This window comes from Nostoc sp. (assembly GCF_036917275.1).
Lineage (GTDB): Bacteria > Cyanobacteriota > Cyanobacteriia > Cyanobacteriales > Nostocaceae > Nostoc.
In genome coordinates this window covers 320610-346926 of sequence record NZ_JBALDF010000032.1, presented here as the reverse complement: position 1 = coordinate 346926, position 26317 = coordinate 320610, and the positions used below count along the sequence as shown (strand labels likewise).

The 26317-nt window shown below is 43.0% G+C and carries 24 protein-coding genes; 18 read left to right on the top strand and 6 right to left on the bottom strand.

Going from position 1 to position 26317, the window contains the following annotated elements; all coding sequences use genetic code 11:
* Nucleotides 1-454: 454 nt before the first annotated feature.
* Together smpB and V7K35_RS12795 are read left to right on the top strand one after the other, a co-directional pair.
* Nucleotides 455-922, top strand: a complete 468-nt coding sequence (gene smpB, locus V7K35_RS12800; RefSeq protein ID WP_094349892.1) for an SsrA-binding protein SmpB — start codon at nucleotides 455-457, stop codon at nucleotides 920-922.
* Between the two features lie 180 nt (nucleotides 923-1102).
* The gene (locus tag V7K35_RS12795) at nucleotides 1103-1381 is read left to right on the top strand and encodes a WGxxGxxG family protein (RefSeq protein ID WP_334797180.1); all 279 of its coding nucleotides are present in this window, start codon (nucleotides 1103-1105) and stop codon (nucleotides 1379-1381) included.
* Nucleotides 1382-1451: 70 nt separating this feature from the next.
* On the opposite strand, the gene V7K35_RS12790 is transcribed toward V7K35_RS12795, so the two are convergent.
* Nucleotides 1452-2870 (bottom strand): IctB family putative bicarbonate transporter, encoded by a 1419-nt coding sequence (locus V7K35_RS12790; protein WP_335079442.1) that lies wholly within the window; start codon nucleotides 2868-2870, stop codon nucleotides 1452-1454.
* Between the two features lie 304 nt (nucleotides 2871-3174).
* A complete protein-coding gene (locus tag V7K35_RS12785) occupies nucleotides 3175-4728 on the bottom strand; it encodes a GAF domain-containing sensor histidine kinase (RefSeq protein ID WP_335079440.1) in 1554 nt (517 codons plus the stop codon).
* Between the two features lie 550 nt (nucleotides 4729-5278).
* Here V7K35_RS12785 and V7K35_RS12780 point away from each other — a divergent pair.
* From V7K35_RS12780 to V7K35_RS12760, 5 genes are all read left to right on the top strand, one after another.
* A complete protein-coding gene (locus tag V7K35_RS12780) occupies nucleotides 5279-6472 on the top strand; it encodes a DegT/DnrJ/EryC1/StrS family aminotransferase (RefSeq protein ID WP_335079438.1) in 1194 nt (397 codons plus the stop codon).
* Between the two features lie 63 nt (nucleotides 6473-6535).
* The gene (gene crtB, locus V7K35_RS12775) at nucleotides 6536-7429 is read left to right on the top strand and encodes a cyanoexosortase B (RefSeq protein WP_334797176.1); all 894 of its coding nucleotides are present in this window, start codon (nucleotides 6536-6538) and stop codon (nucleotides 7427-7429) included.
* Between the two features lie 314 nt (nucleotides 7430-7743).
* The gene (locus V7K35_RS12770; RefSeq protein WP_335079436.1) at nucleotides 7744-8466 is read left to right on the top strand and encodes a cyanoexosortase B system-associated protein; all 723 of its coding nucleotides are present in this window, start codon (nucleotides 7744-7746) and stop codon (nucleotides 8464-8466) included.
* A 423-nt stretch (nucleotides 8467-8889) separates the two neighbouring features.
* Entirely contained in the window at nucleotides 8890-10224 is a 1335-nt protein-coding gene (locus V7K35_RS12765; protein WP_335079434.1) for a polysaccharide biosynthesis/export family protein, read from the top strand.
* 102 nt (nucleotides 10225-10326) lie between these two features.
* Complete coding sequence (locus V7K35_RS12760; RefSeq protein WP_335079432.1) at nucleotides 10327-12501, top strand: GumC family protein; 2175 nt, start codon at nucleotides 10327-10329, stop codon at nucleotides 12499-12501.
* 86 nt (nucleotides 12502-12587) lie between these two features.
* Here V7K35_RS12760 and V7K35_RS12755 read toward each other — a convergent pair whose 3' ends face one another.
* Together V7K35_RS12755 and V7K35_RS12750 are read right to left on the bottom strand one after the other, a co-directional pair.
* The gene (locus V7K35_RS12755; RefSeq protein ID WP_335079642.1) at nucleotides 12588-13259 is read right to left on the bottom strand and encodes a rhomboid family intramembrane serine protease; all 672 of its coding nucleotides are present in this window, start codon (nucleotides 13257-13259) and stop codon (nucleotides 12588-12590) included.
* 126 nt (nucleotides 13260-13385) lie between these two features.
* Nucleotides 13386-14105, bottom strand: a complete 720-nt coding sequence (locus tag V7K35_RS12750) for a rhomboid family intramembrane serine protease (RefSeq protein WP_334970782.1) — start codon at nucleotides 14103-14105, stop codon at nucleotides 13386-13388.
* Nucleotides 14106-14479: 374 nt separating this feature from the next.
* On the opposite strand from V7K35_RS12750, the gene V7K35_RS12745 reads away from it, so the two are divergent.
* Genes V7K35_RS12745 through V7K35_RS12730 form a run of 4 tightly spaced genes read left to right on the top strand, consistent with a single transcriptional unit; the run spans nucleotide 14480 to nucleotide 16774 of the window.
* Nucleotides 14480-15100: a tetratricopeptide repeat protein gene (locus V7K35_RS12745; protein WP_335079430.1), complete on the top strand. Its 621-nt coding sequence runs from the start codon at nucleotides 14480-14482 to the stop codon at nucleotides 15098-15100.
* Between the two features lie 42 nt (nucleotides 15101-15142).
* On the top strand, nucleotides 15143-15784 hold the full coding sequence (locus V7K35_RS12740) for a hypothetical protein (RefSeq protein WP_335079428.1): 642 nt from the start codon (nucleotides 15143-15145) through the stop codon (nucleotides 15782-15784).
* An 18-nt stretch (nucleotides 15785-15802) separates the two neighbouring features.
* Nucleotides 15803-16150 carry an STAS-like domain-containing protein gene (locus tag V7K35_RS12735; RefSeq protein WP_335079426.1) on the top strand — a complete coding sequence of 116 codons (348 nt, stop codon included), beginning with the start codon at nucleotides 15803-15805 and terminating at the stop codon, nucleotides 16148-16150.
* A gap of 3 nt (nucleotides 16151-16153) precedes the next feature.
* Nucleotides 16154-16774 carry a hypothetical protein gene (locus V7K35_RS12730; protein ID WP_335079424.1) on the top strand — a complete coding sequence of 207 codons (621 nt, stop codon included), beginning with the start codon at nucleotides 16154-16156 and terminating at the stop codon, nucleotides 16772-16774.
* A 179-nt stretch (nucleotides 16775-16953) separates the two neighbouring features.
* Here V7K35_RS12730 and V7K35_RS12725 read toward each other — a convergent pair whose 3' ends face one another.
* Nucleotides 16954-18123 carry a hypothetical protein gene (locus V7K35_RS12725; RefSeq protein ID WP_335079421.1) on the bottom strand — a complete coding sequence of 390 codons (1170 nt, stop codon included), beginning with the start codon at nucleotides 18121-18123 and terminating at the stop codon, nucleotides 16954-16956.
* 621 nt (nucleotides 18124-18744) lie between these two features.
* Here V7K35_RS12725 and V7K35_RS12720 point away from each other — a divergent pair.
* From V7K35_RS12720 to V7K35_RS12705, 4 genes are all read left to right on the top strand, one after another.
* The gene (locus V7K35_RS12720) at nucleotides 18745-18963 is read left to right on the top strand and encodes a hypothetical protein (protein WP_334797166.1); all 219 of its coding nucleotides are present in this window, start codon (nucleotides 18745-18747) and stop codon (nucleotides 18961-18963) included.
* 152 nt (nucleotides 18964-19115) lie between these two features.
* Nucleotides 19116-20285, top strand: a complete 1170-nt coding sequence (locus tag V7K35_RS12715; protein WP_335079419.1) for a pyridoxal phosphate-dependent aminotransferase — start codon at nucleotides 19116-19118, stop codon at nucleotides 20283-20285.
* Between the two features lie 107 nt (nucleotides 20286-20392).
* On the top strand, nucleotides 20393-20830 hold the full coding sequence (locus V7K35_RS12710; protein WP_335079417.1) for a secondary thiamine-phosphate synthase enzyme YjbQ: 438 nt from the start codon (nucleotides 20393-20395) through the stop codon (nucleotides 20828-20830).
* Nucleotides 20831-21013: 183 nt separating this feature from the next.
* On the top strand, nucleotides 21014-22066 hold the full coding sequence (locus V7K35_RS12705; protein ID WP_335079415.1) for an aromatic ring-hydroxylating dioxygenase subunit alpha: 1053 nt from the start codon (nucleotides 21014-21016) through the stop codon (nucleotides 22064-22066).
* Nucleotides 22067-22075: 9 nt separating this feature from the next.
* Here the strand turns inward: V7K35_RS12705 and V7K35_RS12700 are convergent, their stop codons facing one another.
* Nucleotides 22076-22228 carry a hypothetical protein gene (locus V7K35_RS12700; RefSeq protein ID WP_335079413.1) on the bottom strand — a complete coding sequence of 51 codons (153 nt, stop codon included), beginning with the start codon at nucleotides 22226-22228 and terminating at the stop codon, nucleotides 22076-22078.
* A 282-nt stretch (nucleotides 22229-22510) separates the two neighbouring features.
* Here V7K35_RS12700 and V7K35_RS12695 point away from each other — a divergent pair, with 282 nt between their 5' ends.
* Genes V7K35_RS12695 through V7K35_RS12685 form a run of 3 tightly spaced genes read left to right on the top strand, consistent with a single transcriptional unit; the run spans nucleotide 22511 to nucleotide 26312 of the window.
* The gene (locus V7K35_RS12695) at nucleotides 22511-23209 is read left to right on the top strand and encodes a 2Fe-2S iron-sulfur cluster-binding protein (RefSeq protein ID WP_335079411.1); all 699 of its coding nucleotides are present in this window, start codon (nucleotides 22511-22513) and stop codon (nucleotides 23207-23209) included.
* The gene (locus tag V7K35_RS12690; protein ID WP_335079408.1) at nucleotides 23206-24201 is read left to right on the top strand and encodes an FAD binding domain-containing protein; all 996 of its coding nucleotides are present in this window, start codon (nucleotides 23206-23208) and stop codon (nucleotides 24199-24201) included. Before V7K35_RS12695 ends, V7K35_RS12690 begins: the two co-directional genes overlap by 4 nt.
* A complete protein-coding gene (locus tag V7K35_RS12685) occupies nucleotides 24198-26312 on the top strand; it encodes a xanthine dehydrogenase family protein molybdopterin-binding subunit (protein ID WP_335079406.1) in 2115 nt (704 codons plus the stop codon). The genes V7K35_RS12690 and V7K35_RS12685 overlap by 4 nt, the downstream gene beginning before the upstream one ends.
* Nucleotides 26313-26317: the final 5 nt, after the last annotated feature.

The window sequence follows — 26317 nt, the reverse complement described above, 5'->3', positions numbered from 1 at the left end:
TTATGTATAGGTTAACAATTCTAACTCACCTCTGACTTCCTGTGCTGGGGAGGTATAGAAAGTTTTGTAATTTGTAACAATTCCTCAATAAGGCAGAACAAATGCTCACTAATGCTCACTATAGTGTAAATTAATATTGATATAATTAATAATTTTCAAAAAGCGAAGTAAGTGGACGTAACATAATTTTATTTCTTATTGCTCACTTACTTAAGTAAGTATAAATATCTTTTGTTTTTTATCCTTTGTCCTTTTTCATTAGTACTTAGCCAATCACTAATGATTATTGCTCTCAGGTAACTTAAAGTTGCCGGAAAATTTTGAATTGTGAACTTAGAAAAGCTAAATTAGTGATATACAGTTCACAATTTATAGCGGTTATAAGATACACCCTATAATTCATAAGCCAATCCAAATAATTTTTTAGGTACATTTAAAGCACACAAAATTATCAATGAGCGACAAGAACGAAGGTTACAAAGTTATTTGCGACAACCGTCAAGCCCGTTATTTGTATGAAATTCTAGAAACTTACGAAGCTGGAATTGAATTGACAGGAACAGAGGTTAAGTCGATTCGTGCGGGTAAAGTCAATCTCCAAGATGGCTATGCTTTGCTTCGCAATGGCGAAGCATGGTTGATTAATGTGCATATCTCACCTTACAACGCTAGTGGACAATATTTTAATCATGAACCACGGCGTACACGCAAGCTACTATTGCATCGCCAAGAACTCCGTAAGCTAATTGGCAAAGTCGAACAGCAGGGTTTAACTTTAATCCCTTTGAAAATGTATCTTAAACGAGGCTGGCTAAAAGTGAGTATAGCCCTTGGCAAAGGTAAAAAGCTCCACGATAAGCGAGAAGACCTGAAACGACGCCAAGACCAGCGTGATATTCAACGGGCTATGAAAAGCTATTGAGGATCGGTTTGCTAAACTACCACAGTAAGAGTGAGAAACTGATTGCTGTGAAAATTATGTTGTATGTCTACAGCGTGAGTTCTGAAAATGCCTAGTTTATAGCCGCAGATTGATTTTGTTAAGGTTGAGACTCGATACAGTGGTGAGTAACTTTGGATGGCATCAGGAATTTTCAGATTTATGAAAAGTAATTTCATTACATTTGTTGGGGCTGGCGTTCTCAGCTTGAGTATGGGAATTTTACCCTTAACTCTATCTGCACAAGCTCAGACAACTAATGACTCCGGGGCCACTACTGCTCCCACAACGACCACTAATGAGCGCAACGATTCTAATTGGGGTTGGCTAGGATTGATTGGTTTATTTGGTCTAGCTGGGTTGGCTGGCAAAAAGCGCGATCCTCAACCGACTGCTTATCGCGACCCTAATGCCCCAAGTGCCACTACATACAGAGATTAGACAATTAGATAATTCAAAATTTAAAAGTTGTCAGTTGTTCAGTAAGACAACAACTGACAACTTATTGATGTTAGTTTATTGCTGGTTCTGAATTAGATAAATTTGTCTGCTTTTGAGCCAAAGGTGTCCAATAGCTGGCAATTAAGGCAACGATGAGCCACCAGAGAGTATTGACTTCAGGACGATACCAAACAGTATCTACAGTGCCGTGAGCTAGCATACCCAACAAAATAGCGATCGCCCCAATTAACCAAAATCCCTCTCCACTTCTCAATCGTCGCAATCGTCGCACTTGTAGTAATGCCGTATTAAATGTGACAATTATTAGCCAGAGAAAGCAAGCTAAACCAACAAAGCCAGTTTCTACAGTCACTTCAAACAAAATTGAATAAGCACTTAAAGCAGTGTAACGAGGGCGTTGGTAGAGGGGATAAACTTGATTAAAAGAGTTGTGACCAGGACCAATGCCGAAAATCGGGCGATCGCGAATCATCTCAAAGACAGCATCCCACACATTTCGGCGAAAATTATTACTGCTATCTCGACGGTCGGCAAAAATACTGAATACTCGCAGGCGGACTGGCTCTACAAATATCACTGCTAGTATTAATACCCCAATCAAACCTCCCAAGGCAATCGGTAGTGACCAAGTACGCCAAAAAAGAGGCATTTGGTCGCTTTTCCAATAAACTAGCAATGCCATCACAGCCAAAACTGCCACCACAAGTCCAATCCAACCGCCACGACTAAAAGTCAGGATCAGGCAGGCAGTATTGACAATCAACATTGTTAATGCTAAAGCTTTTTTAAGCCAGCTTTGCCATGCAAAAATTGCCACTAAGCTAAAAATTACTGCTGGTAGGAGGTATCCAGCCAATAAGTTGGGATTCTCTAAATAACTGTAGACTCTTGTAGTCTTAGACAGAGGAGATTCTGGATCAACCCAAGTTGCCAGTGCAGTGGCTCCAAAAAACCATTGCCGCAATCCATATACACTGACAATTAACGATACGTGTAGGTAAAGGATGATAATCCAAGACCGGAGGCGAGGTGACCTTAGTACCCTGGCACAAAGGGCAAATAGTAGCAAATACAAGGTCAACGTTGCCAAATCGTTAAGTGCCGCCTTTTTCACTGGTGATAATGCTGTTGCGACTGCGGCAATTCCCCAGTAGAACAATACCAGCAGGTGAATGGGAGTGACTGACGAGACATTTGCTGGTGTTGCTTCATCAGATAAAGTCAACAACAGCCAAAATACCACACATGCCACCAGCAACAAGCCGACCAATGTACTCGAAGCAAAAGGTGCAAGCGCATATACTAAACTCAGTAAAGCCGCTGCGATCGCATCTCCCCACTGAATTAAGACGCTGGTTTGCCGCCAAGAACTTAACAGTCCCACCAGAAAACGGTGTACGTAACTGGTAGCAAAATATTCTTTGAGCGGTAAAGATGATAGAGTAAATCGTTGCCAGACTAAATTCATAAAAAACATTGCGATCAATTAGCCTGCTGACGCAGAACTTGGAATTGATCATAATGCGTATGGCTATAAAAAGGTAATAATGTAGATTGCAATTTAGTGATGATCTTTTTACTTATGGCCATCAGCTACCACCTATAATCTAAAGCTCCCTGCTTTTCTCTAATGCGAAAGTGAATAAATGTCAGTAATTGTTAGCTTTTTAACTACTGTTAATTAACCCTTCACGTACTTAGTACACAACTAAAGTATGAATTTATCTTTTCCTATCCCCTATCACCTGTAAGATGTTCCCTACTGGCTGTAATCAGACATCGCTAATTGCTTGTGAGGAAGTCGCCAGTTGCAATGGCAAACAAAGCACATAACGATATCCTGATTCTGGTGAACCTTGAATTAAAATATGTCCACTATGCAATTCTGCCAGTTGACAACTTAGCAATAGACCCAAGCTTTCACGAGAAAGACTTCCATGTGATTTAGCTAAATTTATACCTGAACTACCAGCAAATAAATTTGCATGGGAATCACTCAAGTTTTTTGAATTGTCCACTGCTACTGATGAAATATCTGGTTGCTCCTGGCTTTGTGCATGAGTATTGTAACTTGCTACTTCACCTGTCAATTCCAGCAACGACAAAGAATTGAGACGGAAATAGGGATCAACCTCAGTTATCCCGTCCCCTAGCCAGGGATGGGAAACCCAAATAGTAATGTTGAGCGTATCTTCCTTGTAAGAGACATGAATGCGAACAATGCTACCTGTAGCCGAAAGTTGAATCACACTGAAAACCAGGTGGTAAAGGATTTGCCGCACCTTGTCTTTATCTAAAGGCAAAATGCGATTGCGTCCCGGTTCTATAGAGAGGCGAATATCTTGTTCACGGCGATTAGCCGCTTCTTCTAGGGTATTGATAGCTTGTTGACACAGCATTTCGATATCCACAGGAGCCAAATTCAGCACAGTTGAGTTTTCATCCATAGCTCCTAGTTCGGTAATTTCGTTTACTAAAGAAAGTAAGTAGCGACCACTGTGTTGGATAATTTCTAAATATTCTCTCTGTTTAGGCATTAAAGGGCCATAAATCTCACGTCCTAAAACACTAGCCATACCAAGTACAGATGTTAAGGGTGTACGTAACTCCTGAGTTAGTTGAGCCAAAAGTTCCAGTTTCAGCTGCTTGGTAGAAATAGAGTCGCTATCTTTAGTGCGTGGGGTGATTTTAATCTCAGCGTTACGTTCGTCATTGAGTGAAAATATCGGAGCGCTCTTGGAAGTGCTTGATTCGAGTTTCCTTTGCAGGAGTCGGTTACGTTCAAATTCACTCATGCTCCAACGAGCTATAATTTGTAAAAACTCAATGTCTCGGTTTGTAAAATTGCGCGGCACTAAATCCATCACCTCTAGTGCACCCAAACAATGTCCCTCAGCATCAATCAGTGGCACTCCTAAGTAAGCACGAATACCATAATCCTGCACCAACTTACTGCTAGCAAGTGCTGGATCTACAAGGTTATGTGTATCATTAGTTACAAACGTTTGTAAACTTTCTACTACCTGAGTACAAAAGGATTCCCGAGGTGACAGTTGGCGGCTTTGTGCCAAATGGTTCATTAGTCCCAGCCTAGATAAGCCCACTGCCGACTTGAACCAGTGGCGTTCTTGATCTATAAATCCCAATATGGAAATTGGTGCTTCCAAAAAGTGGGCAGCAGTCTGTGTGGCTTCTTCAAAAACCGGAATCGTTTCTGGTTGTCGCAAACCTAAATCTGACAAAGCTTTGAGGCGTTGTTGTTCTCTTGATTCATGAGAATCCCAACCATCCTTTAGGGCAAATAATTTGTTTTCAGGCTCTATCATTGCCACTGCTACCTTAATAATTTCTCGATACTGTAATTGATATAAGCCCTATTTCTGGGTTATCAATTGCTATTTTTAAGCATTCCCTAATTTTGCCTCTGACAAACAAATTTGGGGCAAAAATTTTTTATCCCTTCCATTAAGTCGGCGACGTGGTATCTACAACTTCCTAGCTACTGATGCTAAATGTTCTTTTTTTAGCACTAGTGTAGTCTTTAGTACTTGAGATTTTGCAATCAGACTGCGTTAGATTTGGATTCAGCTAGGGTAAGCTAATGCTAGGGATAGAATACAAAGGTTGTCATTTTTTATGTACATAAGGAAAAATTCTGCCCGGCACATTAAAAGTAAATTTACTTATAAAGAATATATTTATGTAATTTTTATAGCCATTTATACTGATTACAGCTAGCATTGATGGCTGACAATCTTAGATAGTTAATATAAGTCTCTATCCGATAGATTAAACCTATTACAATTTCATCCTGAAAACTGTGCAGGGTTTTCTATTTTTTCCATGTAAGGAATATTTTTTTAAGGACAACTGGTAATGAATAAAATGACTATTAGAGTTCCTTTTGTAAACCTGAAGTTACAACACGAACCAATTCAAACGCAATTGCAATATGCAATCCAATCTGTATTGGAACAGGGAGATTTTATTTTAGGGCAAGCCCTCTCAGATTTTGAAGCAGCATTTGCGGCAGTGTCTGGGGCAGAATATGGAGTTGGTGTTGCATCAGGAACAGATGCGATCGCTCTCGGATTGCAAGCGTGTAATATTGGTGCTGGCGATGAAGTGATTTTACCAGCAAACACTTTTATAGCAACTTTGATTGGGGTACAACGGGCTGGTGCGAAGCCAATTTTGGTAGATTGCGATCGCCAAACAGCTTTAATTGACTTAAGAAAAGCAGCAAAGGCAATTACGCCTCATACCAAAGCAATTATCCCTGTGCATCTTTATGGTCAGATGGTATCACCACGCGAACTATTAAACTTTGCCGATACCTACAAACTACTAATTTTTGAAGATGCAGCACAAGCACACCTCGCCGAAAGAGACGGATATCAGGCTGGTTCACTAGGAATAGCAGCAGCTTTTAGTTTCTATCCCAGCAAAAATTTGGGAGCATTTGGGGATGGGGGAATGCTGCTGACACGAGATTCAGATGTAGCCGAAAAGATGAGGCGCTTGCGAAATTATGGTGCATCGCAAAAGTATTTTCATACTGAAGCAGGTACAAATAGCCGCCTGGATACTTTACAAGCAGCGGTATTGCACGAGAAACTACCATATTTGCCACAGTGGAATCGCGATCGCCTGACTATTGCCCAGCAGTATGATCAGGAACTAGCACCCTTAGCAACTGCTGGCATTATCCCTATGGAAAACCAAAGTGCTACAGGGCACGTTTATCATCTTTATGTGATTAAAATTGATGATTCTTGCCCAATAGAACGCCAGCTACTCCAGGAAAAACTAACAGCAGTAGGAATTCAAACTGGCATTCACTACCCAATTCCTTGTCATCTCCAGCCAGCATTCACCAACTTAGGCTATCAGCCTGGAGATTTTCCTTCTTCAGAAAAACTGTCAAAGCAAATATTATCATTACCGATGTATCCTGGTTTGAGCAGTAGCCAAGTCAAAGAAGTTGTTGCAGCGATCGCCAATGCAGTATCAACAAGTTCTAAGGCAGATAATTCATGCCCTGCTGACCTTGGCAGCGTGGTAGCCTAAAGTTAATTCAATGGCAAAAAATCTGACCATTGACTACTGACAGTTTTTGAATTACTGAAAATCATGGCACTCCAGCAACAGATTAAAAACAGAAACGCGTCAGGGTTGTTAAATCTAGCTATTTTAGGCGTTTTGCTGCTGCTTTATGCTCCTATATTGCTCCACTGGTTGGATGGTTGGCTGCACAAAAATATCAGTACAGAACACGAATATTTCAGCCACGGGATCATTGGTTTACCATTTGCTGCTTATCTGGGCTGGATGAACCGGAAAAAGTGGACACGTTTACCAGATACCATCCATCCTTTGGGCGCTGTTTTATTGTTATTAGGGGCAGTCTTTTATCTGAGCGGTGTTACAGAGTGGGTTAACCTTTCCTTGCCCGTTATACTGGCAGGATTATGCTTGTGGTTTAAGGGAATACCAGGTTTGCGATCGCAAGGATTCCCCTTGCTACTAGTATTTTTGGCAACTCCAACAGCAGTGCCCTATCTCATTGCTCCCTATAGTATGCCTCTCCAAAGCTTCATCGCTGGTACGGCAGGCTTCATACTGAATCAATTTGGTATGCAAGTAACCGTAGATGAGATAAATCTCTACGTGGGAGGACGGATTGTGGAAGTTGCCCCCTATTGTGCAGGGCTGAAAATGTTGTTTACTACTCTCTACGTAGGCTTGATGCTGCTTTATTGGACAGACGCTTTGTCTTCACGCCGCACAACTATATCGTTTTTATCTATTGCTGCGATCGTTAGTACTACTGCCAATATCATTCGTAATACTTTGCTGACTTTCTTTCACGGCACAGGTCAAGAAGCGGCTTTTAAATGGCTGCATGAGGGTTGGGGTGGTGACCTCTACTCTGCTTGTATGCTGGTGTCACTAGTGCCCTTACTGAATGGTATTAATAGCTATTTTTCAACATCTCTAGAAACTCAGCAAGAAGGAGAAAGTTAGAAACATTGGGCACTTTTACTGAGCTTGTCCTGAGCGTAGCCGACTTGTGCCGAGTTTAGCCTGAGCGGCGTCGTAAAGCCTGCGGCATAGCTACGCCCTAAGCGCCAGCCTCTCCAAAAGTTGTATTGGGCATAAAAGGCAGAGGGGCAGTTCTTGCCCCCAGCAAGGGGGAGAGTTAAAATTACTTATTTCCCCTCTTTCCTCTCCACTCCCTGCTCCCTGCTCCCCTGCCTCTTCTGTGCTCATAAATATTACTGAACTCACGGTGTGATTTTATGAAGTAAAATTTTGCCTAAGTATTATAAATTTTACTGATGATTTCCTTCTCCAAGTTTTTCAAAGAAAACCAATTGAGTCAGGTAGCAGCACTTTTGTTATTGCTAGTGCTGTTGGCAATAGGAGGGGTTCCCGGATACCTGACAGGACACTGGCAATGGAAACAACCGCCACCTGTTAGTACCCTCAACCAGTTAAAACAGATCCGCAAGACTGGGTTAGCCCTTCCTGGTTGGCAAACTATTGAACAAGCAGAACAGCAAATTGGCGAACATAAATGGTCTTTGCAGGTAGTTAAAAAAGAAGGTTCCCAATCTCAGGCAATCCTGCTTTTGCTGCCGCAAAATGGGCCTATGGATCAACCAGAGGTAGAGTGGACAGACGTTAACGGCTGGGGAAGGTCACGCTGGGGAAAGTGGGATGTAGCTCAATCTCGTTCTGCTAAATTTACTGTGAAATCGCCTACAAAGTTGGCTTCTAATGTGGAAACTCAAGTAGAAGCTAGGTTCTTTCGCGCCTCCACACCACAGCAAACCTTCGCTGTCTTGCAATGGTACGCTATGCCAGACGGCGGAAATCCATCACCTTTACACTGGTTCTTAGCGGATCAATTGGCACAGTGGCGTAAGCAACGCACTCCTTGGGTGGGCGTGAGCATTCTGATTCCAATAGAACCTTTGGGGCAAGTAGAAACATCTTGGTCTTTAGCCCAGTCTATTGGAGAAACAGTGCAAGCTGTATTAATGGCAGGTTTTTTGTAAAGTATGTTACACCATATTTGCGGTGACGACGCTGCGCTTCCAGGTTTTGATAAAGCAGATATGATGCTGGAGCACAACGCAACTTGGAGATTAAATGTAAATTACGATGTCAAACATCAGCTGTTTGTGGTTTTTGAGTTGTCGTTTTGGAAGACAATAACTCTACTACATCAGCCCTATCTCTTCATACTCTTTTTTTGGCGAAGGTATTGTCATGACTATCTCTATAATTGCCTTCAGCCTAAAACTCGGCTAAAATATGAAGAAAACATTAAAATCTGCAAAATTCTCCTCTTATTGATTGGTAAATTCTTGCAGACACAAAAGACATTTAGAACATTAATAGAGTAAAATAACCACTCGGCGCGGTTAATTCCTATATCAGTATTTCCTGCACTAACGTTCATAGATCCTAATTCTTATATGCGTGCATTCAGCGCCCTGTGTTTTGTCAGTCTTCAAGTAGGAGTTTTCTTAACAACACCTATCCAACTTGTTGTTGCCCAGCCTTTTCCATCTCAAGGACAATCACCAAGACAACCCCCCCCGCCTGTGCCGGGTACTGAGGTTGTACCTCCAGGCGCAACAAATGACGAAATTTCGCCCCAACTCAGCCGCTACCTCTTGGGACCAGGAGATACAATTAGTGTTGTGCTTCAGCGTCCTCCTGGCCTATACCGCTTAGGAATAGGAGATGGAATTAGCGTTTCGGTTCAGCGCTTTCCAGATTTGAGCTTTCAAGCTTTAATTAATCCAGAAGGTAACATTGTAGTGCCGCTACTGGGAAAAGTTTCCTTACAAGGTTTAACTTTGGAAGAAGCTCAAGAAAAAATTCGCTTGGATTTAAATCGTTATGTAGTTGATCCAGTAATAGTTTTAGCTTTAGCAACGCAGCGTCAAGACTTAAGTTTTCAAGCTGTAATTAGTCCAGAAGGTAACATCGTAGTGCCGCAAGTGGGAACGGTATCATTACAAGGTTTAACCTTGGAAGAAGCTCAAGAAAAAATTCGCTTAGGTTTAAGTCGCATTGTACCAGATCCAATTGTAGTTGTATCCTTGGCAGGAACGCGACCAGTTCAAGTTACCATTAGCGGGGAAATATTTCGACCAGGAATTTATCCGATTAATTCATCAACACCCCGCGTTGCTGATGCCTTGCTAATATCTGGTGGTTCAACGTTGAATGCAGACCTGCGACAAATACAAGTCCGCCGCAAGTTAATCGATGGTTCTGTGATTTCACAAACTATTGACTTATATGCAGCACTGCAAAATGGCGGTTCAATTCCTAATTTACGCTTACAAGACGGAGATGCGATACTTATCCCCCGTCGTGAAGTTGGTAATGATGACGGTTATGATCGCAATTTGGTAGCACGTTCATCCTTAGCAGTACCACAGATTAGAGTCCGGGTTTTAAATTACGCAGCAGGAGGTCTTTCCATTCAAGCACTGCCTAACGGCAGTACATTTGTAGATGCTTTGGGAGGAGTAAATCTCGACACTGCTAACCTCCGGGATATCGCTTTAGTTCGCTTTGATCCGGAACGAGGTAAAGCTGTTACCCAGAAACTTGATGCCAAAAAAGCTCTAGGAGGTGATGCGTCTCAAAATGTGGCGCTTCAAGATAATGATGTTATTGTTGTTGGTCGGAACCTTATCGGTAAAATTACTAATTTCCTGACTACCATTACCCAACCTTTCTTCAATGTTCAATCCTTTCTCCGGTTTTTTGACGACTTCGGTGGCAATCGATAAAATTAGTGACTCTCACCTTTTCACCGATTGTTGCCAGGTGTGAGAGAGGAGGAGATGAGGGTGACAAATAAAAACTGATAACTGATTCTATATTCTCCTGCCATGACCCCACCAATTGTTAAGCGCTATCTTATTGCTTTTGATAAGTATAAGTGGATTGGACTAGCTAGTTTTGCTCTAATTGTAGCAGGGTCAACTGTGGTGGCTATGCAGCCAGAGCCACCTACTAGTTACATAGCATCTGCTGCACTTACCTATAGTGGTCCACCAGTTTCTTTCTCGGCAACTGGTACTCAAATCCAACAGCAAGGAAAAGAACTAAATGAGGAAGTTTTACTATCAAACCAGATAATTGCAACAGTGGCAGAGAAAGTCGATGTCAAACCGAATAAGCTTGGTACTAGTGTCGTTCTTTCTATACCTAAAAAAAATCCCAAGACTGGAGAATTGGAATCTAGTATCTTGCAATTGAAATATGTAGATACTGACGCCAAACGAGGTATACAAGTCTTGGCGGAATTGATGCAAGCAATGATCAAGTTGAGCAGTGATATCAATACTGGGCGATTACAAGCAATTATTCAAAAGATTAACGATCGCACACCACAAACTAAACGGGAATTGCAAATTGCTGAAAAGAAGTTAGAACAATACGATCGCATAGAGCGAACGGCAATATTGGCAGCAGAGAATGGTAGCTTGTTAAGCGCCATTACTGCTAGCCAAAATCTTCAACGGCAAATTCAATTAACTATTTCTGGGGTTGATGGTCAAGTTCGCAGTATACAAAGTAAGTTAGGCTTAACAGTTGGACAAGCTTATATTTCTTCTGCTTTGAGTGCCGATCCAATTATTGGTAATTTACGAACGCAAATTTATCAAAGTGAATCGCAAATCGCTCTACTCAGAAAAGATTTGCGACCAGAACACCCAACGATGATTCAATTGCTGCGTCAGAAACAAGCTGCTGAGGAATTGCTGCAACAACGTGCCGCGGAGGTGTTAGGTGGTGATGGGACGGCGGCTCCACTTCAGGGTAGCGTTGCAGGTATTCGCACTCAAAGTAGCTTAGATCCAGCCCGGCAGCAATTGGCAAACCAGATGGTGGCGTTGCAAACGCAGGGGGAGACGCTTCAACAACAACTAGCCCAAGAAATTCAACAAGAAGCACTACTACGGCGAGAGTATTCTCTCATACCCAATAAACAATTAGAGCGATCGCGTTTAGAACAAGAGGTTGGACTCAAAAAAGCCATCTATGACCAAATGCAGGCGAAACTAACTGATGCTAAAACCGCAGAGGTAGAAACTACCAGCAGCCTTAGCATTGCCAGACGCCCCACAGTCGTTGTCGATGCCAAACCACCCAAGAGTGTACCTATTACCCTTGCTGTGGGTGGTTTCTTAGGTGTGTTGGTTGGTGGCGGGGTGATATTTTTACTGGGAGCGCTGGAAGGAACTTTCAAAACCAGGGAGGATATCCGCGAGAGCCTCAAGCAACGGGAAGTGGCACTGTTGGGAGAATTGCCTTTAATGCCAGTTGATGATTTGGATAAAGCAGCAGTGCCAGTGGTACTTTCTGCGGATTCTCCTTATTTAGAATTTTATGAGAAATTTCGCAGTAATCTGCGCCGGATTGGTGGTAAAACCTTAAAGGTAGTGTTAATTACTAGCACCAGTAGCCTAGAGGGTAAGACGGCAAGTGCTTATAACTTGGGTATAGCTTCTGCCCGTGCTGGTAAAAGAACCTTGATTATCGAAACAGATTTGCGATCGCCTTCCCGTTGTACATCCCTAAAAGTAGTTCCTGACCCCGACGCTAGTATTGAACCCCTGCGTTATTACGCTAACTTAAGTGAATGTATTCGTTTAGTTCCTGATGTACAAAATTTATACATTCTTCCTAGCCCTGGACCTGTGCGGCAATCCGCTGCTATTCTTGAATCCAGCGAAATGCGGCGGCTGATAGAAGATGTCCGTGAGCGGTTTGATTTGGTTATTTTAGATACAAGCGCACTCAGCATATCCAATGACCCTTTGTTAATTCAACCCTACAGCGATGGTATTGTACTTGTGGCGCGACCACACTATACACAAGAGAACATGCTAGGTGAAGCTATTGATCAATTGGTTGAATCGGAACTGGGGTTATTGGGAGTAATTATCAATGGTACTGATATCATCGTTTCTGTACCTGAACAAGTCGTGCAATCATCAAGATTTGCATCTGAGGTACAAGAATCAGAAGAAGTTTCAGCGGGTGCCAGCAAAAACTAATAGTTTCCCAAATAATGCAAAGGTAGATGGCGAATTAGTAATTGTTTTTCCGGAGTTGCACAGTGAAAATTTGAATTTTGAATTGCTTAGTCGCGCCTAAACAACCCAAATAAAGGAGCAAGAATTATCCCAAAAACAAAACCACCAATATGGGCCCAGTAGGCAACTCCACCAGTTTGCACAGTCATGTTAGCGGCTGTTTGCAGGGTAGCAAGACCGGATATCACATTTTGGACAATAAACAGTCCAATTATCACTATTGCTGGAACTCTGATTGTGGTGATGAAAATCCCCAAAAATATTAAGGTCATGACTTTAGCCTGGGGGAAGCGGATAATGTATGCACCCAAAACCCCAGAAATTGCACCACTTGCCCCCAAGGAAGGAATCTCAGAATTCATGCCAATGAACCATTGGCACAAGGCAGCTAAAGCACCACACGCCAAATAGAAAATCAGATATTTGGCATGACCTAATCGATCTTCAATATTGTTGCCAAAAATCCAGAGAAACAACATATTAGAGATTAAGTGCCACCAACCGCCGTGTAAGAATTGCGACGTAAATAACGTTATCCACTCTCCACTCAAATTGGTGGTTAACTCTTGAGGTATTACTGCATACTGACTTAAAAACTGATTCAGTTGTCCATGTGATAGGCTCGCCTCATGAATAAAAACTAAAATATTCATGCCAATTAACCCGTAGGTGAAATACGGGGTGATTCGCGTCGGATTTTCGTCGTAGAGGGGAAACACAGGTGTTTTTCCTAAATTATTGATTAACTGCAATATACCTTGTAAGGCTAGCAGTTGCGAAGGTTAAGCAATTTCACCTATTAAATCAATCAGGAGAATTGAGGGTTGCTACGATACTATGAAGAATTAGTTGTACCAAGATTCTTCCTGGGATTTATCGTTAAATAAACCCAACAGTGGGCCGAGAATTGCCCCAAAGATAAACCCGCCTGCATGGGCCCAGTAGGCAATACCGCCGCTTTCCATACCGATGTTGGTAGGTGTTTCGAGGCTAGCAAATCCGTAGAAGGCTTGTTCGAGAAACCAGAATCCCAAAAAGAAATATGCCGGGACACGGAAAGTTGGGAAGAAAAACCCTAAAGGCACTATACCGAGAACTTCGGCGTTGGGAAAGCGGAGAATGTACGCTCCCAGAATACCTGCGATCGCACCACTAGCACCCAAAGAAGGAATGCTAGAATCTTGAGCGAAGAACCACTGAGTTAAGGATGCCAAAACTCCACAAGATAAATAAAACAGCAAATATTTGGCATGGCCCAACTTATCTTCAACGTTGTTACCAAAAATCCAGAGAAACAGCATATTGCCAGCTAAGTGCAAGAAACCACCGTGCAAAAATTGTGAGGTAATCAAAGTTGCCCACTCTGGCACTGGTTGATGTAGAGAAGTACCAGCAAAGCTTAAAGTGAGTTCTCGTGGAACTACAGCCGCAAGGTGTAAAAATCCATTTAATGCTTGTGGGGGAAGATTTGCTTCATAAAGAAAAGCAAGGACATTGGCAGCAATCAGTCCATAAGTCACATAAGGCGTGATTTTTGTCGGATTATTATCTCTAATGGGAACCACGAGCGTTTTTTCCTGATTTTAAGACACCAACTCTACAATACTGAATTATGGAAGTAGTTTCTTCTACCTCGTGGATGGATCTCACTTTCACAAAGGAAACTGCACTTCTTAAGTTAGAACAAGAATGACAGCGTTATCAAGATTTGTTGGCAAAATTGCAAGCTAGCGGAATTGATCCAGAAAATCTGTGAAGCAATAGTCATGTGATAAATTTCCACGTAGAGAAGAAAGCGTATGACATGAAACAGTTTTTTAAAGTTAACGCTTTAAGAAATCAGCAACACCTAATATTTTGAAGATTGATAAAGGGATTGACGTACTCTCCCGAAAGCTGAAAATATGCTAGTTAATCCTCCATATAGGCTTGGCAACTCATGTTTTTCTCAAATTCTCTGGAAAATCAACTCCAGCGCTGGAACGAAACCATTCGTAATCAGCCGAAAAATCATAATGCTTACATTCGCCGAGGCATGGTTAACTTTCAGCTAGCCAAGATTGATGAATCTATTCAAGATTTTGACATGGCAGAGCAATTAGATATCCGTATCAAACCCTACCTCTGGCAACGGGGATTATCGTACTATTATGCAGAAAGATTTGCTGAGGGCGCTCAACAATTTGAAATAGATTTGACAGTGAATGCTCAAGATGTAGAAGAAACAGTATGGCGATATCTCTGCATAGCTCGTTCGTTAGATATTGAAGAGGCGCGTAATTCTTTACTAACTGTGAAAAATGACCCTCGACGTGTTATGCAGTGCGTATATGATTTGTATGCGGAAGATTGTACACCAGATGAAGTTTTAAATGTTGGTAAATCAGAAGGGATAAAGGGGAATTTTTACAGTCATCTTTACTTGGGATTATATTACGAAGCTCAAAATAATCTTGATTTAGCTCAGGAATATATAGTTCAAGCTGCTGACAACTACAAAATTGATGATTATATGTGGTATCTAGCCCAGGTACATAAAAAATTGCGAGGTTGGATATAGTCGAGTATTAATGTCCTAACCGATGAAAAAATTCGTACTAACTTGGCTCAGAATGGTTTTTTATGCGATTTTGGCTATAATTGGGAACCTTGGGATGGTAACTCTATCCCCTTTAGGAGCGATCGCCAGCATGACCCTATAGCTATAGCTGACTACCTACGATACAAGTGGCTAGGCAAAGGTTGGGTCAATATCAGTCCTGGATTACAGGAAGCAATTACAGGAAAAGTCGTAGAAATATATCTCAATGCCTTTGAGCATAGCCAGTCTGCAATAGGCGTATTTAGCTGCGGTCAAAACTATCCCGAAGCAGGTATGCTCCAGTTAACGGTTATCGACTTTGGTATTGGTATCCCTAGTAGAGTTCGCACTTTACCTGAAAACTCAGCCATGACTGCTACTGAGGCCCTAGAGTGGGCATTCCAGCCGGGAAATAGTACAAAGCAGAATGGTGTTCGACAGGGTGAAGGTTTACATTTACTACAAGAATTTGTCAAAAAAAATCATGGAAACCTGATGATTTTCAGTAATGACGGGTACGTCACTATAAGGGATAATGAAATTATATATGAAAACAAATGTACTAGTTTTTCGGGGACGCTAGTTAATATTGCCCTTCGATGTGATGAGTCCTATTACTGTCTAGCTTCTGAAGTTCCTCAACTCAGGAAGCGAATATTCTAGAGAGCGGGAGATAAAGAAATGGTATACAAAATTTACGATATTGTTGGAGAATATGCCATCACTCCTGATGGTGGACAGAAACTATATGACCAGATTTATCCACTTTTGCTAGCTGGCGAACCTGTAGAGTTGGATTTTACAGGCGTGAAAGTTTTTGCGTCTCCATTCGTGAACTTCGCCCTTGGTCAATTGTTGAAGGACATTCCAGCAGACAAACTAAACCAGCTAGTTGAATTCACTTCTCTCAACGCTGATGGGTATGATGTTCTGAAACATGTAATGGCTAAAGCCAAACGATATTACTCTGATGAGAAATATCGGACTGCTGTGGATACAGTGATCAAAAATATAGCTGTAACTCCTTGAGGTATGGCGATTAAGCTCAAGATCCAAGCTGATGTCATCAACATCAAAACTGATACTTCACAGCAAGGTGATATTTTCTTCGTAGATACAAACGTCTGGTTTTGGTACGCTTATGCAAATGCTGGGTTTAGCGCTAAATCTTACCAACTTAACAATTATCCCAACTATCTCAATCAAGCACTTTCAAACGGAGCTACTCTAACCTACTCTGGGCTTATTTTAGCAGAGCTTGCTCATATCATTGAGAAAACCGAATATGAGATTTATATCCAATCTCATGGGTGGCTACCAATCAAAGAGTATCGGCATAATGACTCAATAGAACGGGCGAATGTCGTTGCTGAAGTTCAGTTTACTTGGCGTCGGGTTAAAGCGATCGCTATTCCTATTGATCTAACAGTAGATGATGCAACAACTGATGCAGCCATCAACCGATTCAAAACTCAAGCTGTTGATGGCTATGACCTACTGCTTTTAGAAGCGATTAGTAGAGCAGGAGCAGGACAAATTCAAATTATCACAGATGACATTGATTATAGTGTTGTTCCGGGTATTCAGGTCTTTACAAGCAACAAGTATGTAATTCAGGAAGCTGCTTCACAGAATAAGTTAGTGGTGCGCTAATTAGGTTTAGTGTCCCAGCATTTTATCTGGCAAATGTTGAATGCGATCGCGCTTCTCACAGAAAACTTTCCGGTCGTGCCTCAACAGATAACCTAAGCCAGCTAACGTTCCCCTTCAGCAGCGGCAAATAACCTCGGCAGCACAATCAAAATCTCTCGTCCGTCCGCTTCATGGACTTGTTAGTTTGCACTGGAAGACTCAGAAGGGTTATCTTTTTCTTTCAATCTTTGGTCAATTTCACTAATGAAGCTTTCAACTTTAGAGATAATATCATCAACCATCATGTCATCAATAATAATCTCTTTGCCCTCTTTTGTCTTTCCATTCCTATGTACTAAATCGTGCCTTATTGATACAGCTTTTTGAATTTCAGAGAAATTTGGAAATACAATATTAAGTGTTGTATCGTACATCTTACTAACTTTAGGTAAGTTATGGTAAAGGACTTCTAACATTGCTTTATTTGCTATTTCTTCTGCTTTGCTAGCAACGTCAAGAAGTTCATTCATGCCAAGTTTTTGTTCTCTGAAGTCTTTGAATGAGGTAAAAAAGGAGCTTAAATAATCTTTGTTCGACAAAACCGTATTTATAAACGCATCAGATAGGTAAGTTTCGAGACACGCTATTACACCAACATAAATATGTCTTCTCAGAGTTCTCTTCGCTTTCAGGTCTGGCACACTGAGTTTATTCAATACTCGCAAACTTGCAATCTCATCCAAGAAAGTACGAGAAAAAGCAGTATTAGAGAGAATTGCTTCTAATTGATCTTTGTCTGTATAGTCCTCTTCTGTCTCATCTGTCTGCCAAGATTTTTGCCAAGTTCCTGTTCGCCTTCCACCGAAAATGCTTAACATCTCTGTATAGAGATGCGGAACAATCTCATCTATTAAAAACTGTTCCCAATATTTCAGACGCTCGTGATTTGATAAATCTAAACCTACTTCATAAAAATTCTCAGATTTTCCTGACCATTCTTTGAATCTCTCATAAACTGGTTTCACTGGATAAAACCAGGGCTGGATATCATTTTGGGTTAAGCATTTCATAAACTCTTGCCCATATCTACCACCTGTGCCAGATATATTAATGTTCATTCCGTTTTCATGAATGAACCCTGTGACTTGACCGATAGTTCCTGGCTCACGAAACAAAGCGATCGCAGCATTAATATGGACACGAGTGATGTTATCAGGTCTGGCTTCTTCACCTGTGTATTCAAAACCTTCTTCGGGGCAAACAACAATAACAGCAAGCAGCCGCTTCCTGAACCGAGTGATTGCATCTCTCATCATTTCGCCACCGTAGGAAACACCAGATTCACATACCGGAACTAAGTTGATCTGCATATTCAGAATTTTTATTGATGCTAATACTATACTAATATTATACAAACTTGTTTTAAGTAAATATTTAGTTTAGGGTGGATATCTAGAAATTTTCTAGATATTATCCTTTTTCGCACAATAGACGAAAATGTACCGTATTTTCACTTAATTTTGTACCTAAGTACAGGCTTTTCAGTATATTACTCGGCGCGTCTATGAATCCTCATCGAGCATCTATTCAAATTTCGATGGCTTCGGTTTCAAACTGCACTTGGCGGTACAAATGGGCGATCGCTGTATTCACTACGATGTAGCTGAATTCCTGGAACACTATTGCCACATTCTTTGAACAGAATAAGCATCGAATTTTGGTGTTACATAGATGCGGGATGAATCAGCTAAACACGGGTATTTGCCTATACCTAAAGTAATAAAGTCACAAGTGAATTAGGCTACTGGCGTTTTCATTTATTTATTTATGTTGTTGACCAGTCTTCTGTCCGCAATTCTACAATTTTTTCAAAATCTGACCCTATGGCAGACAAAATTTGTATCTTTCATTACCGTTAACCATATATTGCTCAACAGGTTACGATCAATTAAGAAGTAATAATTTTTTACGGCACCGCCAGGAGTCTTCTAATGTTCATTAATGAATTGTCACCTATATTCAGAGAATTTATCCAGCATCCAGTCTCATTTGTGGGTGGGTTATTCTCTGGTGTGCTTCGGCTGAATCTTGCAGACGATCCCGTTAAAAGCTGGCTGGATAAACAGATCCGCTCAAATAGTTACACCAGCATCACAATAGACGCACATAACGGCAAAGCAAGTGGACCTCAACAGATTTCGATTGACTAAATTTTTGGGTAGTCGCAAATCTGGTTAATCATTTTAGTGACAGACTCTCACATTGATGCAAGCATACAGTGTGGGAGTCTGTTACAGAGGAACTTTCCATGTCTTCCATATTAAGAGATACTAAAGCTAGGTAAGTACATAGGCAAGGAAATATGGAATCCCTAACCTCTCGTATGCAGGCGGTACAGTCGCCAATTATTCCTGTGGTTGGGGAACTGATTAAAAACTCCCCTGGAACAATCTCTCTAGGACAGGGTGTTGTTTATTACAACCCGCCACCGGAAGCCAAAGAATTTTTACCCAAATTCTTCGCCGAACCCACTAATAATTTATACAAATCAGTTGAAGGAATTCCGCCATTGTTGACAGCACTTGCAGGAAAATTGCAAGCTTTCAACAACATTGAAATCAATGAAGAAAACTGCATCGTCGTGACAGCGGGGAGCAATATGGGATTTATGAATGCCATTCTTGCGATCACTAACCCAGGCGATGAAATTATTCTGAATACGCCCTACTATTTCAACCACGAAATGGCGATCGCAATGGGTGGTTGTCGTGCAGTGTTAGTGGCGACGGATGAAAATTATCAATTGCGAAAAGAAGCGATCGCTCAAGCAATTACTCCTAAAACACGGGCTGTAGTCACAATTTCGCCAAATAACCCGACTGGAGTTGTCTATTCACAAGCGGCATTGCGCCAAGTAAATCAAATTTGTAGCGATCGCGGCATTTACCACATTAGCGATGAAGCCTATGAATATTTTACCTATAACGGGGTAAAACACGTTTCCCCTGGTGCATTTGGGAATAGTAGCAAGTACACCATTTCTCTCTTTAGCCTTTCTAAAGCATACGGTTTTGCCAGTTGGCGCATTGGCTACATGGTGATTCCCAAACACTTATTTGTTGCGATCAAAAAAGTCCAGGATACGATTTTGATTTGTCCGCCAGTAATTTCTCAATATGCAGCTTTAGGGGCTTTACAAGCAAAAGAGGAGTATTTAAAGAGTAATATAGGTGCGATCGCTCAAGTACGGCAATTAGTATTAGACTCCCTTAACCGCTTACAAGGTTTATGTAGCATTACACCCGCTAACGGCGCTTTCTATTTTTTCCTCAAGGTTAATGCTCAGATGGATGCTTTTGAGTTAGTTAAAAGACTAATCCAGGAACATAAAGTAGCAGTCATTCCAGGTACAACCTTTGGTATGGGTGATGGATGCTACCTACGCGTTGCCTATGGGGCGCTACAAAAAGAGACGGCAAAAGAAGGTATAGAAAGATTAGTGCAAGGTTTGGAAACTATAGTTAGGAGTTAGGAAAGACGCGATTAATCGCGTCTGTATAGGAGTTGATATTTAATTTATGAGGGCGTTAAACTGTGTTGGCGTACCTTCTTTGCAATTACAAATATACTATTGAACAGATGCCAATTATTAATAAGTTAATTGAAATTGAAACTGAGCCAAAAATTAATATTTATAATATCACACCACGAATTCAAGATTTTCTGGCTTCAACATCAATTAAAAATGGACAAATTTTAGTATTTTCTCGACACACAACAACAGCTTTAGCTATCAATGAAAATGAAGTCAGGTTGTTAGAAGATATAAAAATGTTCTTGCAAAAATTAGCACCAGAATCAGACAGTTATTTGCATAATGACTTGCATTTAAGAGATGTCCCGGAAGATGAGCCGATTAATGCTCACTCTCACTTAATGGCAATGATGCTGACTACTAGTGAGATAATTCCCATTGTGGATGGTAAATTAGCTTTAGGAACCTGGCAATCTGTGTTGTTTTTTGAGTTGGATGGACCGCGCAAAAGAACGGTATTTGTGCAAATTTCTGGCGAATAATGCAACTTCACACCTGGAGCGATCGCAGATTATCCAAAATCTGAGAGAATTACGAACACGACCAACAAGTGTATCAGTTGAATTTACTTACAGCAATTAAAAATCTGAAAGAATGTTTTCAAGCATAACCTTCCTTTCCACAAACCAGGACTTTCGTTGTGTCAAAGGCAGACGCAATTAGCTATGAAAAATAACGATAACTTTGTATTACGTAATACTTGGTACTATGCTCTGCCTAGTAATCAGATCAAGCCAGGTATGATGATCAGCCGGATTTTCTTGGGAGAATCGGTGCTGCTAGTCCGCGATCGCGATGGCAAAGTCTCTGCGATGCGGGACATTTGTCCTCATCGGGCTGTGCCCTTAAGTTGTGGTAGATTTGATGGGCAGGAAGTGGAATGCTGCTACCACGGTTGGCGCTTTAACTCCGGTGGGCGCTGTACTGCGATCCCGTCTCTTTTAGAAGAACAGCAGATGGATTTGAGTCGCTTCGACGTTCAATCCTATGCAATTCGGGAAGCCCAAGGGAATATCTGGATATATATAACTGATCCCGATAACCCTCAGCCTGCTTCTGACATGGAGATTCCGGTCATTCCAGGATTTGATGAGCGTTCGCCGCAGTTTGTAGAGGTCATGAAATTCCCCTGTTTTGTAGATCATGCAGTGGTAGGTCTGATGGATCCTGCTCATTCACCCTATGTTCATCGCGCTTGGTGGTGGCGAAATGAGCAACTGCACGAGGAAGTGAAGCAATTCGACGCTTCGCCCTACGGCTTCACGATGCGACGACACCGATTACCAGCGAATGGGGGTCGATTATACTGGCTGATTGGCGGTGGTGTACCGGAAACGGAAATTTCTTTTCGTTTACCTGGAGTCAGAATTGAAGAAACCACGATTGGCAACCATCGAGTCGTTAATTTAACGGCAGTCACACCCATTTCAGACACAGAAACCGAGGTAACTTTTGCTCTTTACTGGACACTGCCTTGGGCAGGATTTTTCAAGCCATTGATGCATGTGCTGACACGGACTTTCCTTGGTCAAGACCGAACTGTTGTGGAAAAGCAGCAGATTGGTTTGCAATATAATCCTGTGCTGCGACTGATTAAGGACTCAGATATGCAGGCGCAGTGGTATTACCAGTTAAAGCGGGAGTACGCTCGGTCTGTCACTGAAAGACGAGAATTTGTCAATCCTGTCAAGGGTCAAATACTCCGGTGGCGTGCTTAAAATTAAGATTTACGGCGTTGCATATTTGCGGGATGATTTAACAACTAAGGCTGATCTCTCCTGCTTGCCCAAATTCATCCCACTGTTCTGCAACGCCAGATTTACTTCTCTTACCACGCCGTAGACATCGCCTAAAAACCAAAACTGAGAATTTAGCCTCAAATAGACATTTGAACCCAGGACAAAATATTTCGTTTTGTTAAGAAATACTGAGTGAACTATCGCTCTAGTTAACAGAGGTGGGACAAACAGCAAGCCCTATGCTAAATCAATGGCTGAGAATACGATCCGGCTATTTCGGAAAGCGTACTTTGTCTAATTTTTTCGTTATTTACCCAGACTTTTACCTGCACTCGACCTTAATTTATGTACACAATACTAAATAGCTATGCATGTCCCTAAGTTCTCAGAATTACCGCATTATTCAATTTAGAAGTACGAATTATGGAAAACAAAACATCCCAACCCGGTTTTTTGGGACAGGTACTGACTGCTGCCGGAACAGCTATAACCGCTCCCTCATTACTCAATCAGGCAACTATAGTAAAGGAAGCTAGCCAAAGTAATCCAGGTGAGATAAACGTGAAACTTACTGTTAACGGTGAGCAGCAAACCCTCGACCTTGAGCCGCGTGTCACACTCTTAGATGCCCTGCGCGATCGCCTGGGGCTAGTGGGCAGCAAAAAGGGATGCGATCACGGACAGTGTGGGGCCTGTACTGTTCTGATCGATGGTGAGCGAGTTTATTCCTGCCTGAGTTTGGCAGTGATGCAGGAAGACAAGGCGATCGTCACCATTGAAGGGCTAGCGATGGGCGATACTCTCCATCCAGTGCAAGCAGCATTCATTGATAACGATGGTTTCCAGTGCGGCTATTGTACCCCAGGACAGATTTGTGCTTCTGTTGCCTTACTTGATGAAGTAAAACGCGGCTGTGCTAGCGTTATCACCTCAGATTTGGCTAGTCCCCCACAGTTGACTGAACTCTCTGAAGCTGAAATCAAGGAGCGACTGAGTGGTAATCTTTGTCGATGTAGCGCTTACAACGGCATTGTGGCAGCAGTTCAGCAGGTAATGGGACAAAAACCGCCCTCTCCTGCCGCAGATGTGATGGTCAATGAACCCCAGGAGATGCTCAGATGAACAACTTCACTTACACCCGTGCTACCTCTGTGAAAGATGCGGTTGAACGGGCAACGGATGACCAAAATGCGATATTGATTGCAGGCGGTACGAATTTGGTTGACCGTCTCAAAGTCTTTCTAGATGAGCCATCGCAACTAATCGACATCTCTCGATTAGAGATGAAGCGCATTGAACGCACAAGTGAGGGTGGTCTAAGTCTTGGAGCGCTGGTAACTAACACAGCAGTGGCAGACCATCCTGATGTTCGCCGCGATTATCCAATCCTGTCCCGGGCGATTCTTTCTGGTGCGTCTCAACAAATCCGCAATATGGCAACCGTAGGGGGCAACCTACTGCAACGCACTCGCTGTCCCTACTATTACGATACCGCCTTCCCTTGCAACAAACGGCAACCGGGAAGCGGCTGTCCGGCCGCAACGGGCATTAACCGGATGCACGCCATCCTTGGGGCCAGTGACCAATGCGTGGCAGTTCAACCCTCGGATATGTGTGTCCCTCTTGCGGCTCTGGATGCTGTTGTTGTTGTGGAAGGCCCCAACGGTAAGCGAGAAATACCATTGACAGACTTTCACCGACTACCAGGGAATACACCCCAGCGAGATACAAACTTAGAGCCAGGTGAATTGATTAGCTCTGTGGTTTTGCCCCCAGTGCCGTTTGCCAAATCAGGGGTTTACTTAAAGTTACGCGATCGCACTTCCTATGCCTTTGCATTAGTCTCTGTGGCAGCTGCGATTGATTTAGCGGGTGAGCAGGTTCAGAATGTGCGCTTGGCAATGGGTGGCGTAGCCCATAAACCTTGGCGCTCAAAGGAAGCAGAAAAGTTTTTGATCGGCAAGAGTGCCAATACTGCAACGTTTCAACAGGCGGCAGAAATTGCACTTCAAGAAGCGAAACCATTAACTTATAACAGTTTCAAAGTTGACTTGGCAAAGCGGGCAATTCGTCGCGCACTTGCGGTATCAGCTAAAGGAGGAGGCGTAGTATGAACAAAGTAATTGGGACTGCCATCGACCGCAAGGATGGACGGGCAAAGGTAACGGGCACGGCAACCTACGCCGCAGAACATCAAATTCCAGGTCTGGTTCACGGTTATCTTGTCACCGCCAGCATTGCCAATGGGCAAATTAAAAACATCGACACCACTGTGGCAGAAAAGGCAATAGGTGTGATAGATGTTTTCACGCATAAAAACTCGCCGAAAATGTTTATGCCAGCCAACGACTTTATGACCTCGAAAATCTACGAGGCTCGTCTGCCGTTGTCGGATGACAAAATTCACTATGCAGGGCAAATTATCGGTTTGGTAGTAGCAGACACCTTCGAGCGGGCGCGTGATGCGGCGCATTTGCTCAAGGTGGAATACACAAGCCAAAAGCCAGTCGTGGAAGCTGCGAAAGCCACCTTCAAGGAGGCACCACCGCAGATGGGTCAAGAGCTAAAGTTTGAAAAGGGGAATTTTGCGGCAGGGGTGGCAAGTGCAACAACGAAACTTACAGCTACCTACAAGACAGCCATCGAACTGCACGCGGCGATGGAACCCCATGCGATCATTGCCCACTGGCAAGATGCAAACTCACTCACTGTTTACGAGCCGTCTCAGTGGGTGTCGGGAAGCCAGCGCACCTATGCACAACTCTTTGAACTCTCAACTGAACAGGTTCATATCGTCACACCATTCCTGGGTGGAGGTTTCGGCTCCAAAGCCTTTCCCTGGCCCCACGGAATTCTCTGTGCTGCGGCTGCTCGTGAACTTCAGCGTCCTCTCAGAGTCGTCCTCAGCCGACGGCAAATGACAGCGAACGCCGGACACCGCTCCGAAACCGAGCAAACTATGCGCTTGGGAGCAACTGCTGATGGTAGTTTAACTGCGATCGCCCATGAGGTTAAATCCTGTACCTCACCAGTGGATGTGTTTACAGAACCCTGTACTTCGGTCACGCCAGTTATGTACACAGCGCCGAATTTGCAACTGAAGCAGGAACTAGCGGTGCTGAACATCGGGACACCAACATTCATGCGCGGGCCAGGAGAGAATCCTGGGATGTGGGCGATGGAGTCAGCGATGGACGAGTTGGCCTGGATGCTAAAGATTGACCCGGTAGAACTACGCCTGAAAAACCAAACTAAAGAACACCAACGCGAAGGTCAGCCATTTTCAGCCAAACATTTTGCTGACTGTTTGCTCTTGGGTGCGGAGCAATTTGGCTGGAAAGACAGACCAAAACAGCCCCGTTCTTTGACATCCGATGGTAAACTCGTTGGTTGGGGGATGGCGGCAGCAACCTACCCTGGCAGGCGGGGGAAAGCATCAGTCAAGGTACGGCTGCTAGCAGATGGTACTGCCCATGTTCTTACCGCTGGGAATGACATGGGCACTGGCACATATACGGTTGTTGCAGCCACAGCAGCAGACGCATTGGGGCTAGCCGTCGAACAGATACACGTAGAGTTGGGCGACTCCTTGCTACCAGATGGAGGCATGGCGGGTGGTTCCATGATGACAGCATCTCTTTTGCCGGCGGTAATGTCAGCTTGTGAGCAAGTTCTGAAAACTGCTAATGCTAAGACTGCACAAGAGGCGTTTGCAACTCTGAGTCAGTCCGGCCAGGCAGCAATTGAGGCCACAGCATCCTCTGCTCCTGGCGATGAAACCAAGGAATGGGCGTTCCAGTCTTGGGGCGCACATTTTTGCGAAGTCAGCGTGGATGAAGAAATCGGACGTTTGCGGGTGACGCGCTGGGTGTCAGTGATGAATATCGGGCGAATTATCAACTCTAAGACAGTCGCCAGTCAAGTCCGTGGTGGCGTGATCATGGGTATTGGGCAAGCCTTAATGGAAGAGTGCCAGGTTGATCCAAACATCGGCTATCCCGTGGTTTATGACCTTGCTACCTATCACTTCCCAGCCCATGCAGATATTCCTCGCATTCAGGTGGCTTTCGTCGGCGAACCTGATTTCAACTTCAATCCAGCAGGTGTACGAGGTGTAGGCGAAATTGCGATCACAGGTGTTTCAGCTGCGATCGCCAATGCAGTTTACCATGCCACAGGTAAGCGCATCCGTGATTTACCCATTACACCTGAGAAGTTGATCTAAAAGGC

Excerpts from the sequence above, each read along its gene's own strand:
- smpB (WP_094349892.1), top strand. The coding sequence starts at position 455 with ATGAGCGACAAGAACGAAGGTTACAAAGTTATTTGCGACAACCGTCAA.
- V7K35_RS12795 (WP_334797180.1), top strand. The coding sequence starts at position 1,103 with ATGAAAAGTAATTTCATTACATTTGTTGGGGCTGGCGTTCTCAGCTTG.
- V7K35_RS12790 (WP_335079442.1), bottom strand. The coding sequence starts at position 2,870 with ATGAATTTAGTCTGGCAACGATTTACTCTATCATCTTTACCGCTCAAA.
- V7K35_RS12785 (WP_335079440.1), bottom strand. The coding sequence starts at position 4,728 with ATGATAGAGCCTGAAAACAAATTATTTGCCCTAAAGGATGGTTGGGAT.
- V7K35_RS12780 (WP_335079438.1), top strand. The coding sequence starts at position 5,279 with ATGAATAAAATGACTATTAGAGTTCCTTTTGTAAACCTGAAGTTACAA.
- crtB (WP_334797176.1), top strand. The coding sequence starts at position 6,536 with ATGGCACTCCAGCAACAGATTAAAAACAGAAACGCGTCAGGGTTGTTA.
- V7K35_RS12770 (WP_335079436.1), top strand. The coding sequence starts at position 7,744 with ATGATTTCCTTCTCCAAGTTTTTCAAAGAAAACCAATTGAGTCAGGTA.
- V7K35_RS12765 (WP_335079434.1), top strand. The coding sequence starts at position 8,890 with ATGCGTGCATTCAGCGCCCTGTGTTTTGTCAGTCTTCAAGTAGGAGTT.
- V7K35_RS12760 (WP_335079432.1), top strand. The coding sequence starts at position 10,327 with ATGACCCCACCAATTGTTAAGCGCTATCTTATTGCTTTTGATAAGTAT.
- V7K35_RS12745 (WP_335079430.1), top strand. The coding sequence starts at position 14,480 with ATGTTTTTCTCAAATTCTCTGGAAAATCAACTCCAGCGCTGGAACGAA.
- V7K35_RS12735 (WP_335079426.1), top strand. The coding sequence starts at position 15,803 with ATGGTATACAAAATTTACGATATTGTTGGAGAATATGCCATCACTCCT.
- V7K35_RS12730 (WP_335079424.1), top strand. The coding sequence starts at position 16,154 with ATGGCGATTAAGCTCAAGATCCAAGCTGATGTCATCAACATCAAAACT.
- V7K35_RS12725 (WP_335079421.1), bottom strand. The coding sequence starts at position 18,123 with ATGCAGATCAACTTAGTTCCGGTATGTGAATCTGGTGTTTCCTACGGT.
- V7K35_RS12720 (WP_334797166.1), top strand. The coding sequence starts at position 18,745 with ATGTTCATTAATGAATTGTCACCTATATTCAGAGAATTTATCCAGCAT.
- V7K35_RS12715 (WP_335079419.1), top strand. The coding sequence starts at position 19,116 with ATGGAATCCCTAACCTCTCGTATGCAGGCGGTACAGTCGCCAATTATT.
- V7K35_RS12710 (WP_335079417.1), top strand. The coding sequence starts at position 20,393 with ATGCCAATTATTAATAAGTTAATTGAAATTGAAACTGAGCCAAAAATT.
- V7K35_RS12705 (WP_335079415.1), top strand. The coding sequence starts at position 21,014 with ATGAAAAATAACGATAACTTTGTATTACGTAATACTTGGTACTATGCT.
- V7K35_RS12695 (WP_335079411.1), top strand. The coding sequence starts at position 22,511 with ATGGAAAACAAAACATCCCAACCCGGTTTTTTGGGACAGGTACTGACT.
- V7K35_RS12690 (WP_335079408.1), top strand. The coding sequence starts at position 23,206 with ATGAACAACTTCACTTACACCCGTGCTACCTCTGTGAAAGATGCGGTT.
- V7K35_RS12685 (WP_335079406.1), top strand. The coding sequence starts at position 24,198 with ATGAACAAAGTAATTGGGACTGCCATCGACCGCAAGGATGGACGGGCA.